Here is an 11,354-nt window from a genome sequence, read left to right on the forward strand (position 1 = left end):
TACGCACGCGCGGCCATGAGGCTCCCTCCTTCCTTCTTCGACGGAACTCACGATGAGTGTGCCCCATCGGCTAGTCAGCAACAAGACGATGCCTCGCGCGTCGTCTCCCACTGCCCTGGCCCGCACGCGATCACCTGGTCGGTTTGCTATACTCCAATGCGTTCGTGCTGATTCTCGTGGCAGCACCTGGAGAGCTCATGACCGATCGTCGTTCACCAATACGCCGGTTGAGTGCCCCCGGGCAGCCGGGACCTCGGCGGACCATGCAACTCCCCATACCGTTCGGCCACACTGTCGGTGCCTCGAGCGCACCGCCCGCGCGCGGTCACGTTTCCCTGCTCGGTGCACTCCTGATTCTCGCTGGTCTCGTCTTGCTCGCCATCGCGGCGATGGGCACGGTCGCGCTCCGGCCATCACCGGAGACCCCTCCGAGCCAGATCGCTGCCATCGTCACCCCTCCCCCACCGCTGCAAGCCGTCGCCTCCCCGACCCCGACCGCCACCCCGTTCGCTGAGCGGTTGGAAGCACTGCCCATCCTACCCACCCCCACCCCTGAACCGACGCCGACCCCGCGACCCAAGATGCCGCCACCGACGCGTATCCAAATCCCCTCCGTCGGCATCGATGCTCCGGTCGTCGAGGTCGGCTACAAGATCGTCGAGATCCAAGGCGTCAAGGTCATCGAGTGGGAAGTCGCTGAGTACGCCGCCGGCCACCATAACACCTCGGCCAATCCTGGCGAGGGCGGGAACATCGTCATCACCGGCCACAACGACTGGAAGGGTGAAGTCTTTCGCACACTCGAGCACGTGAAGCTCGGTGACGAGGTCATCCTCACCAGCGACGCGGGGATCTTCCGCTATCGTGTCGTCGAGATCCACTATCGCAAGGAAGTCGGTGTCCCACTCGAGGAACGGATCGCGACCGGTCGTTTTCTCGATCCGATGCCCGAGGAACGCGTGACACTCGTCACCTGCTGGCCATACGGTATCGATGACCATCGCATCATCGTCATCGCCAAGCCAGTCGGTTAGACAACCGATCGCGCTGCTCGGAGCTGGGGGTGCGGGGTGCGCGCTCGGTGTCGCGCTCGTCGCGGCCGGCTTCTCGGTGTCAGCCGTCTGGAGCCGCCGACGCGAGCGAGCCGAGGAACTCGCTTCGCTCCTCCCCGGTTCCCGAGTCTGCTCGACACCGCACGATGCCGCCGAGAGTGGCCGTCTCGTCGTACTGGCTGTGCCGGACAGCGCGATCGCCCCACTCTGCGCGAGCTTGTCCTGGCGACCTGACCAAGCGGTCATCCATCTCGCTGGCGCGTTCGGACGCGAACTGCTCGCCACAGCAGCACGGGCCGGTGCCGCGACCGGTGCCTTCCATCCCCTCCAGACCTTCGCAGGTTCGACCGATCCCACCAGCTGGCAGGGAATCGCTGTCGCCATCGAGGCCGATCCCTCCCTGGAAGAGGAGCTGATCACCTTGGCGCAGCAGCTCGGCAGTCGCCCCTTCCTCCTTTCCCCAGAACAGCGCCCGCTCTACCACGCTGCCGCTGTTCTGGCCGCGAATGGTCTCGTCGCTCTCGCCGGTGTCGCAGCCGAGCTGATCGCGCAGGCGACGGCCTCTGACCGAGCGACGGCGCTCCGCTCGCTCCTTCCCCTCTTGTCGGGTGTCCTCGCGAACCTCGACCAACTCGGCCTGCCCCAGGCTTTGACTGGCCCGGTCGCCCGAGCCGACCGCGAGACGATCCAACAGCATGTCGTGGCCCTGACACGCACTGCCCCGACACTCCTTCCCTTGTACCGGACGCTCGCTCAGGCCATGCTCCCTCTCGCGCGTGAGCGCGCGGCTGCTGCCCCCGAGCGGCTGGTCGCGCTCGACGACCTGGAACGATGGTTGGCAAGCGAGGAGGTGGCCCGATGACCCCCCAGCGCGTGACCGTCGCGGATCTCCGCGCGATGAAGCGCCGCGGTGAACGGATCGTCATGCTCACGGCCTACGATTACCCGACCGCACGCCTGATCGACGAAGCAGGCATTCCCGCTATCCTGGTCGGCGATTCCCTCGGTAACACGATCCTCGGCTACGAGACGACTATTCCTGTGACCCTCGAACAGATGCTGCATCACACCAAGGCTGTCACACGTGCTGCCCGCCGGGCACTCGTCATCGCCGACATGCCGTTCCTGACCTTCCAGATCAGTCCAGAAGAAGCCCTCCGCAACGCCGGCCGACTCATCCAGGAAGGCGGCGCTCACGCGGTCAAGCTGGAGGGCGGTGGGCCGATCGTCGAGACCGTCTCCCGGCTCGTCCGCGCCGGCATACCCGTGATGGGCCATCTGGGTTTGACTCCGCAAGCTGTGCATACGCTCGGTCGATTTCGGCTGCAAGCGCGTACTGCCGACGCGGTTCGCCAGCTCTTCGCTGATGCCGTCGCACTGGAACGAGCCGGTGCCTTCGCGATCGTGCTGGAACTGGTTCCTGCGCCGGTCGCTCATGCAGTCAGCCAACTCCTCGAGATCCCGACGATCGGTATCGGAGCTGGTCCGGGTTGCGACGGGTAAGTCCAGGTCCTGAGCGATCTTCTCCATCTTCTTCCCGGGCCTCTCCCCCGTCATGCCCGCGCCTACACTGACCTCGCCACCATCGTGAGCGATGCGGTCCGCCGCTACGCCGAGGACGTCCGCAGCGGCACCTTCCCGAGCGAGTCCGAAAGCTTCGGACTCCCCCGTGAACTCGATCCCGACACCATCGCAGCGATCGCCGCCGAGTTCGTAGCCCAGCGCGGAGGAGACGAGCATGCACCTACTCCGGACGATCGCTGAACTCCGCACCTGGCGTTCCCAACAGGCCAGCCGTTCGGTCGGCTTCGTCCCCACGATGGGCTACTTGCATGAGGGGCACCTCGCGCTGGTCCGTCGCGCCCGCGTCGAGAACGAGACCGTCGTCGTCAGCATCTTCGTCAATCCCTTGCAGTTCGGTCCTCGGGAAGACTACGACCGCTACCCGCGCGATCTCGACCGCGACCAGTACCTGTTGGAGCGCGAGGGCGTCGATGCCGTCTTCGCTCCCTCAGTGAGCGAGATATATCCACCCAGCTTCTCCACCGCGGTCGTGGTGACTGGCCCGATCGGCGAGCGTCTCGAAGGGGAAGCCCGGCCTGGTCATTTCCGCGGCGTTGCCACCGTCGTGACGCGCCTCTTCGGACTCGTTCAGCCACAGCGCGCGTACTTCGGCTGGAAGGATGCCCAGCAAGTGCTGGTGGTTCAGCGGCTGGTCCAGGACCTCGCACTCCCGGTCGAGATCGTGCCGCTCCCCACGGTACGCGAGCCAGACGGGTTAGCCATGAGCAGTCGCAACGTCTATCTTTCGCCCGAGGAGCGAGTCGCCGCCAGCGCCATCCCGCGCGCGTTGTTCGCCGCGCTGGAGCGTTTCCGCAGCGGCGAGCGCACCGCCGCTGCGTTCCGCGAACTCGTCCGGCACACACTGACCGGTACACCGGTACGCCTGGAATACGTCAGCGTGAGCGATGTGGAAACGTTCCAGGAAGTCGAGTACGTCGAACGCCCGGCGCTCCTGCTCGTCGCTGCCTGGATCGGGACGACCCGGCTCATCGACAACGTGCTGCTCGATCCGGGAACACCCTGATGGTTGGCTGCGTCTCCCTCGTACAATCCACCAGATGAGCGACGCGGAGGCAGGAGACGATGCTGCCGACACCACCGACCATCTTGGCTGGACGGTACCGGATCGAGGCGCCGCTCGGTCACGGCGGCATGGCTACCACCTATCTTGCCCACGACCTCGTCCTCGACCGTTCGGTCGCAGTCAAGGTCCTGCAGCGCGGGACACCCGACCCAGCCGACCTCGCGCGCTTCCAACGCGAGGCACGCGTCGCCGCAGCCGTCTCGCACCCCAACGTTGTCCAGGTCTACGATGCCGGCCAGGACGGTGACATTCGGTTTCTCGTCATGGAATGGGTGGAAGGCGGTGACCTCGCCCAGTTCATGCGTCAGCACGCGCCCGTTCCACTCGACGAGGCAGTCCGTCTTGTGCTGGACGTCCTTCACGGCTTGGCTGCGATCCACCAGGCTGGTATCGTTCACCGCGACGTCAAGCCGGCCAACGTGCTCATCGATCGTCAGGGCCGGGCCAAGCTCACCGACTTCGGGATCGCCCGTCGGCACGATGAGCCGACGCTCACCAGCCCGGTCGAGTTGCTCGGCACTGCTCCGTACGTCGCTCCCGAACGGGTCCGTGGTGAACCAGCCACACCAGCCAGCGACCTCTATGCCGTCGGAGTCCTGCTCTACGAACTCCTGACTGGCCGCTTGCCCTTCCCTGGTCAGACACCGGAGGAACTGCTGGCTCAGCACGTCCATGCTCCCCCGATTCCACCCCGCCGGTGGCGACACGACATCCCGCCCGCCCTGGAGCGAGTCGTCCTCCGCGCGCTCGCCAAGGATCCAGCGGCACGCTACCGATCCGCCGAGGCGATGGCTGCTGCCCTCCGATCAGCGAGCACCGCCGAGCCACGCAATCCTCTCCCGGTTGTCCAGGCGATGCCATCACCTGCTCGACGCAGCCTGTCTCGACGCGCTCTCGCCTGGGCAGGTGGCGCGACTGTCCTCTCCCTGGCCGTCGTCGCTCTCCTCGCCCTGCTCGCCTGGGCACAGCTGGCGAGCGAAACCGACCGCGTGACGTCGCCCCCGAGCCCGGCCACCGCCTCGATCGCTGAGACTGCACCCACACCCACGCCGCAACCCAGCCCTAGTCCGCGGCCGAGTCCCACGCCGACACGCTCGCCCACACCCACTCCGGTTCCTACACCGCAGCCGTCCACGCTGCTCATCCGATCATTCACCGTTGTGCCGCCTACCCCGCCCGAGCTCCGCCGCTTCGCTGGCGCACCGGAGGTCGAGTTCGCGCCCACCGACCTCGCTGGAGCCTATCTTCCCAGCCGCGATGGGGCCTTGCCCAGTTTCACCCGCGAACTCGCGAACGCCGCGCTGCTCTTTCCTGCACGAACCAGCCGCGTCTCGCTGGTCATTCCATCCGGGACCGAGCGGATCCTCATCGAGGTGGAGGGGCGGCAAAATCGGGGAACCCCGAGGCCGCTTCTCCAACTCGCTCTGGAAGACCGGATAGTCTGGGAGAAAATGGATCCTTTCCCTTCCGCCAGTTGGTCGCGCCAGACCATCATCCTGCGCTTCGACCCACTGCCGGACGACCTCCCCGTGACCCTCGAGCTGCGCAACGTCCATGAACCGGCCCCGATCGGCAGCGAGCCCTGGATCGCCGTGCGCTCGCTCCGCGTGCTCGCCGCCGGTGAGCCTTGATGCCCTCCCCGGGTATCACCTGTTACACTCGCCGCTGGGAAAGCACCGAAAGGAGTGAGGGATGCGCACGATCACGATCGGGATGGATCCGAACATCGTCCAGGTCGGTCCGCTCCTCCTGACCTGGCACGGCCTCTTTACCGCACTCGCCATCCTCTCGGCCATCTGGCTCGCGTCCCGCGAACTCGCCCGGAAAGGGATCGTCATCCCGAACTTCGACCTCGTGGCCATCTTGACTGTCCTCGGTGGCATCGTCGGAGCACGGCTCTTTTTCGTCCTCGACCATCTCAGCGAGTACGTGAGCCAGCCATGGCGGATCCTCGCCATTACCGAGGGCGGCCTCGCCGTCTATGGCGGCATCATCGGGGGAACGCTGACCGCGGCATTCCTCCTCTGGCGCCAGCGGGTTCCCATCGGACCCGTCGCCGATGCGGTCGCGCCCGGCCTCCTGCTCGCCCAAGGGATCGGGCGCCTCGGCTGCCTCATCAACGGCGATGCGTGGGGCGGCCCCTGCACCTGTCTCGTCTGCTCCGGTGTCGCTGCCGCCGTGCCAGCGGAAGGGCTCGGCTACTGCCCCTTCGCCGTCCGCTACACGCACCCGGACGCGCTGTTACCGCGCGACCTCTTGGGCGTGCCGACCCACCCGTACCCGATCTACGATATGGTGATCAATTTCCTCGTCCTCGCCGTGCTGTGGCGCTTGCGCCACCGTGGCCTACCGGATGGATCGCTGTTCGCCCTGTACTGGTTCCTCTACGGGCTCGGACGCTTCCTCGTCAGCTTCGTGCGACAAGAAGCGATCTGGTTCTGGGGACTCCAGCAGGCACAGGTCGTCGCGTTGGCGACCGCCCTGATCGGTCTCTCCGCCTTGCTCTGGTTGCTCCGGCGTCGCATGCCAGCAACGACGCCTGCTCGCTCGTGATCGCTTACACCTCCGGCGCCGTCTCCGGTGCACTCGCCTGCCGCTTCGCCAGCTCCTCCTCGATCAGCTTGCGTCGGAGCACTTTGCCGATCAGATTCTTGGGCAATTCCGTCCGGATCTCGATCTCGCGCGGCACCCGGTGAGGCGCCAGTCGTTCGCGACAGAACGCGAGCAACGCGCGCGGCTCGACGCTCGCTCCCTCGCGGAGCACGACGTACGCTTTCACCATCTCGCCACGGTACGGATCGGGAATCCCCACCACGACCGCCTCCTGCACCGCCGGATGCTCGAGAAGCACCTTCTCGACCTCGCTCGGAAACACCTTGAGCCCACCGACGATGATCATGTCCTTGCGGCGATCGACGATCTGAAAGTAGCCGTCCTCTGTCATCCGGGCGATGTCGCCGGTCAGGAACCAGCTCCCGCGGAAGACCCGCTCGGTCTCGTCCGGCCGCTGCCAATATCCCTGCATCACCTGTGGCCCACGCACCGCGAGCTCGCCCACTTCACCCGGCGGCAACATGGTGGTTCCCGTTTCCAAGTCGACGATGATCGCCTCCGTACTCGGGATCGGTAGGCCGATCGTCCCCGCCCGCCGCTCGCCCAGGATCGGGTTGCAGTGGGTCACCGGTGCTTCGGAGAGCCCATACCCCTCCACCAGTCGCGCACCAGTGAGCCGCTCGAATCGCTCCTGCACCGGTACGGGCAGAGGAGCCGCCCCTGAGATACACGCCTTGAGGGAGCGCAAGTTGTACTGCTCCACCTTCGGAGCGTTCGCCAGAACGGCATACATCGTCGGTACCCCAGGGAAAAAGGTCGGACGCTCGTGGTCGATCGCTTCCAGGATCGCCTTGAGATCGAAACGCGGGATCAAGACCATGCACCCACCGCTCACGATCGGAAAGTTCATCACCACTGTCTGACCGTAAATATGGAAGATCGGAATGACCCCGAGGACCACGTCGCTGCCGTCCGGTTCTTCGATGTTGCGCGCCCAGGCATGGGTCTGCAGCGTCACCGCGACGAGGTTCCGGTGCGTCAGCATCGCTCCCTTCGGTACACCAGTCGTTCCGGCTGTGTACTGGAGAACGGCCAGATCGTCCGGATCGCGTCGCACGCTCGGCATGGACGCTGGCGCCTGCTGGAGGAGCGGCTGCAGCCAGTGCGTCCGCCCATCCTCCGGCAGCGTCACCTCGTGTCCTTCCTTGCGCTCGCGGAACAAGGTGAAGCCGACTCGCGCCAGCGGTGGCAGATACTCCTTGATGTTCGTGACCACGACATGCTCGAGCGTCGGTACTCGATCGCGCACCGCCTGCACTTTCGGAAACATGAGCGACAGGCAAAGCACGACCTTGACCCCCGCATCAGCCAGCTGATGGGCCAGTTCCGGCTCGGCGTACAGCGGGTTGCACGGTACGACGACGGCCCCAGCTCGCAGCGCACCGTAATATCCGATGACGATCTGCGGGCAGTTGGGCAGCACCAGCCCCACGCGATCGCCCGGTTCCACGCCGAGCCGGATCAACGCCTGGGCAAAGCGGTTCACCGCCTCGTCCAGTTCCCGATAGTGGATCGCCTTCCCGAAGAAGCGGATCGCTTCCCGCCGCGGGTACCGCCCAGCATTGAGCGCGAGATACTCTGGCAGCGTCGTTTCCGGCATCTCGATCGTCCACGGCACACCCGGCTCGTAATGCCGGAGCCACGGTCGGGCCTCGGGTGTCACTGGTAGCGATTGCGGCAATCGGCTCGTCGCACCCATTCGTCGCTTCCCTTCTCACGTCGCGGCTGACTCGACATACCCGTGGCGGACGTATTGCCGATTACTATAGCGAATCGCGCTCCGCGACGCCGCACTGTCCCTCCTTCTCGTTGTGCAGCACACACCTGGTCGGTGCCAGGCATTCCCCAGACGGTCATCCGGTCATAGGAGAGACGACTGCTCGGCCAGCCGGGTACCCAGCCACAGCCCCACGACCACCGGAACCACCAGGAGTACGATGCTCGCAAACGGTGCCCACCCCGGTGCTCTTGGTGATGTCGCCCACCCGAAACTGGCTACGGACACAGTCGCGCCGACGACGGCGAGAAGCAGTACCAGCGGGCAACGCCGGAGGAACGCGGCGAGCGAGATCCGCGATGGTCGATCGCTCCCAGTTGCGAAGGCGTGGAGCGACGCGCGCACGTGGTAGGCGAGCCAGGCCGCGCTCAGGATCACCGCGCTCAAAACAGCGGCGAGCAACCCAGCCACACCCACGAGTGCACCATCCATGGTCGGAAAGAGCGGCAGTCCGAGTATCACCACCAGGGCCAGTGTCACGAGCGCGACGACCGCCGTGACTGCTAGGTCGACGCCCCGGACGTCCAGACGCTCCAGCTCCCAGGCCAGCTGCACACCCTCCGCGAGCGCACGCTCCATCTCCGGCACCAGCGACGGCGCCTCGATCGATTCGACGCGCGCGTTCCACCGCTCGGCGAGCAGGAACGCCTGGCGGCGAACGGCGCGCGACCAGAATTCCCGCGCGAGCGGCCAGCGTGACAGGGGATACACGCGGTAGAGCGCGGTCATCGTCCTTCCGTCGTTGTCCGGCCGCAGCGCGAGCGCTCCACGGACGACGAGCACCGACGACCATTTGGCCTGCTCATCGACGACCGTCGGCTCGATCACGATCCAGCCACCGCCCACAGCCCGAACCCCGCGCTGCTCGCCGAGCCACTGTTCGACCAGCATGACGAGACTCTCGCTCGTGCCGTCGGAGCGGAAGCGCAGCGCGATTTGCCAGGGACGCGGGACGGCGATCGCGCTGCCGCCAGCGATGAGCTGGCGGATCGCCAACCCGAACGGGATCACGAGCGCGCTGACGACCCAGGTGAAGAGGAAGAGCATGCCGAGGTCGGCGTACCGGTCACCCTCGTCGAGTCGTTGCGCGTTGACAGCGGCGAAGAAGAGGATGGTGGCGAGAGCGAGGACGGCGTGCCCCCAGGCCAGTAGCCCCCTCACTGCAACGCGTCGCCAGCGGGGCATGAAGAGCGATAAGGCGGCGAGGGGCGGAACGAGGATGATCAGTGCAGCCAAAACCCGTTCGCGGCGAGGTCGTCGCTCCACCGCGCACGCTCCGGTCACACAGTTTCGGTCGGCCAGTATTATCCCATCGGACAGCAGACATCGTCACTGGAACGAGTCCTGGCGTGCCTGCCTCGCCACCTAGAGACGTTGCAGGTGTGTGACGTCTGTGCGCATATCGATCCATCGAACGTGCCTGCCGACACGGTGACGCGACCATGTTAGACTGCGACGAGGGACGATATGGCCGAGAGATGGTTCGTGCCCTGGCTGCTCTCCGATCGGCATCGCTGTTCTCGCCGTGGACTCGCCTCGTCCCTCCATGGAGTAAAGGGGCCGGAAGACGACGGAGCTTAAGGGGGGTAGCGTGCGTGTCGCGGACGTTGTTGCCGAGATCCTCAAGCGCGAGGGAGTCGACCTCATCATCGGGTACCCAGTGAACGATGTCCTGGAGGCAGCGGCGCGGGCCGATATCCGCACCGTGATCGTCCGCCAAGAGCGCGTCGGTATTCACATGGCTGACGCCATGAGCCGCGTCACCTCCGGTCAACGCATCGGCGTCTTCGCGATGCAGCATGGCCCGGGCACCGAGAACGCCTTCGGTGCAGTGGCACAAGCCTATGCGGATAGCGTCCCCGTCCTCATCCTCCCTGAAGGCTACCCGCGCCCGATCCAAAACCTCCCACCCAACTTCAGCGCCCTCCTCAATTACCGCGAGATCGCCAAATGGGTCGAGCAAGTCGTGCTCCCCAGCGAGGTCCCGAACGCCTTGCGGCGAGCCTGGACGCAGCTCAAGAACGGTCGGCCACGCCCGGCCGTGATCGAGCTGCCACGCGATCTCGTCCAGGAGGAATTCTCCGGTGTGCTCGACTACCGACCGGCGCCCCGCGTGCGGGTCGCGCCCGATCCAGTGACAGTCGATGAGGTTGCCGCCGCGCTCGTCGCTGCTCGGCGCCCCGTCATCTATGCCGGTCAGGGAGTGCACTATGCCCAGGCGTGGGAAGAACTCCGGGCGCTGGCGGAACTCCTCGAAGCGCCGGTCTGCACGAGTCTGCAGGGCAAGAGTGCCTTCCCGGAGGATCACCCGCTCGCGCTCGGTGCCGGCGGCCGCGCCTACCCCGCCACCGTTTCCCACTTCTTGCGCGAAGCCGATGTCATCTTCGGCATCGGCTGCAGCTTCACCAAGACCAACTACGGAGTGCGTATCCCCTACGAGGGAAAGACGATCATCCAGGCCACCCTCGACCCAGCCGACCTCAACAAGGATGTCCCCATCTCCCACGCACTTCTCGGCGATGCCAAGCTCACGCTCGCAGCGCTCTACGAGGCGGTCAGCGAACGGCTGGGCGGCAAGCCGCGTGGGCGCTTGCCGGAGGTCGCCGCCCAAATCCGACACGTCCGTGAAGCGTGGCTCGCCCAGTGGATGCCGAAGCTCACTTCGGACGAGGTGCCGCTCACCCCGTATCGGGTCATCTGGGACTTGCTGCACACGCTCGAGACCGAGCGGACGATCATCACGCACGATGCGGGGAGCCCGCGTGACCAGCTCTCGCCCTTCTGGGTCAGCAAGCGACCACTCACCTACCTGGGTTGGGGCAAGTCGACCCAGCTCGGCTATGGACTCGGCCTGGCGATGGGCGCCAAGCTCGCCCGGCCCGACATGCTCTGTGTCAACGTCTGGGGCGATGCCGCGATCGGCATGACCGGGATGGATTTCGAAACGGCCGTGCGCGAGCGTATCCCCATTCTCTCGATCCTCTTCAACAACTTCTCGATGGCCATCGAGATCCCCGTCATGCCGGTCGCCACCGAGAAGTACCGCGCCACCGACATCAGCGGCGATTACGCGGCCTTCGCCCGCGCGATGGGCGGCTACGGCGAACGCGTGACCGAACCGGGGCAGATCGTGCCGGCCATCCAGCGAGCCCTCCGAGCAGTCGAGGACGGCACCCCTGCGCTCCTGGAATTCATCACTGGGAAAGAACTCGCCATCTCGACTCCATGAACCCACACGACGAGCGCGCATCCGCGACGCCCTGGC

Annotated in this window: 8 protein-coding genes and 1 pseudogene; 7 read left to right on the plus strand and 2 right to left on the minus strand. The window is 66.0% G+C overall.

The features are described from left to right. Window positions 1–197: 197 nt before the first annotated feature. The 6 genes and pseudogenes from ACWIVK_RS12535 (at window position 198) to lgt (ending at window position 6,252) form a co-directional block, all read left to right on the plus strand. Window positions 198–1,034, plus strand: a complete 837-nt coding sequence (locus tag ACWIVK_RS12535; RefSeq protein ID WP_448577074.1) for a sortase — start codon at window positions 198–200, stop codon at window positions 1,032–1,034. Then, the gene (locus ACWIVK_RS12540) at window positions 994–1,914 is read left to right on the plus strand and encodes a Rossmann-like and DUF2520 domain-containing protein (RefSeq protein WP_448577075.1); all 921 of its coding nucleotides are present in this window, start codon (window positions 994–996) and stop codon (window positions 1,912–1,914) included. Before ACWIVK_RS12535 ends, ACWIVK_RS12540 begins: the two co-directional genes overlap by 41 nt. Further along, a pseudogene (panB, locus tag ACWIVK_RS12545) lies at window positions 1,911–2,816 on the plus strand (3-methyl-2-oxobutanoate hydroxymethyltransferase). Before ACWIVK_RS12540 ends, panB begins: the two are co-directional and overlap by 4 nt. Then, window positions 2,791–3,639, plus strand: coding sequence for a pantoate--beta-alanine ligase (gene panC, locus ACWIVK_RS12550; protein WP_448577076.1), 849 nt, complete (start codon window positions 2,791–2,793; stop codon window positions 3,637–3,639). Before panB ends, panC begins: the two are co-directional and overlap by 26 nt. A 59-nt stretch (window positions 3,640–3,698) precedes the next feature. Next, window positions 3,699–5,330, plus strand: coding sequence for a protein kinase domain-containing protein (locus ACWIVK_RS12555; protein ID WP_448577077.1), 1,632 nt, complete (start codon window positions 3,699–3,701; stop codon window positions 5,328–5,330). Between the two features lie 61 nt (window positions 5,331–5,391). After that, window positions 5,392–6,252, plus strand: a complete 861-nt coding sequence (lgt, locus tag ACWIVK_RS12560) for a prolipoprotein diacylglyceryl transferase (protein ID WP_448577078.1) — start codon at window positions 5,392–5,394, stop codon at window positions 6,250–6,252. Window positions 6,253–6,256: 4 nt separating this feature from the next. Here lgt and ACWIVK_RS12565 read toward each other — a convergent pair whose 3' ends face one another. Together ACWIVK_RS12565 and ACWIVK_RS12570 are read right to left on the minus strand one after the other, a co-directional pair. Next, a complete protein-coding gene (locus ACWIVK_RS12565) occupies window positions 6,257–8,011 on the minus strand; it encodes a long-chain-fatty-acid--CoA ligase (RefSeq protein WP_448577080.1) in 1,755 nt (584 codons plus the stop codon). Window positions 8,012–8,173: 162 nt separating this feature from the next. Further along, window positions 8,174–9,355 (minus strand): hypothetical protein, encoded by a 1,182-nt coding sequence (locus ACWIVK_RS12570; protein WP_448577081.1) that lies wholly within the window; start codon window positions 9,353–9,355, stop codon window positions 8,174–8,176. Between the two features lie 325 nt (window positions 9,356–9,680). On the opposite strand from ACWIVK_RS12570, the gene ACWIVK_RS12575 reads away from it, so the two are divergent. After that, window positions 9,681–11,318: a thiamine pyrophosphate-requiring protein gene (locus tag ACWIVK_RS12575; protein ID WP_448577082.1), complete on the plus strand. Its 1,638-nt coding sequence runs from the start codon at window positions 9,681–9,683 to the stop codon at window positions 11,316–11,318. The last annotated feature ends 36 nt before the right edge of the window (window positions 11,319–11,354 follow it).

The organism is Thermomicrobium sp. (assembly GCF_053493975.1).

Coding starts and splice junctions, on each gene's coding strand:
- ACWIVK_RS12535 (WP_448577074.1), top strand. CDS start 198: ATGACCGATCGTCGTTCACCAATACGCCGGTTGAGTGCCCCCGGGCAG.
- panC (WP_448577076.1), top strand. CDS start 2,791: ATGCACCTACTCCGGACGATCGCTGAACTCCGCACCTGGCGTTCCCAA.
- ACWIVK_RS12540 (WP_448577075.1), top strand. CDS start 994: ATGACCATCGCATCATCGTCATCGCCAAGCCAGTCGGTTAGACAACCG.
- ACWIVK_RS12555 (WP_448577077.1), top strand. CDS start 3,699: ATGCTGCCGACACCACCGACCATCTTGGCTGGACGGTACCGGATCGAG.
- lgt (WP_448577078.1), top strand. CDS start 5,392: ATGCGCACGATCACGATCGGGATGGATCCGAACATCGTCCAGGTCGGT.
- ACWIVK_RS12565 (WP_448577080.1), bottom strand. CDS start 8,011: ATGGGTGCGACGAGCCGATTGCCGCAATCGCTACCAGTGACACCCGAG.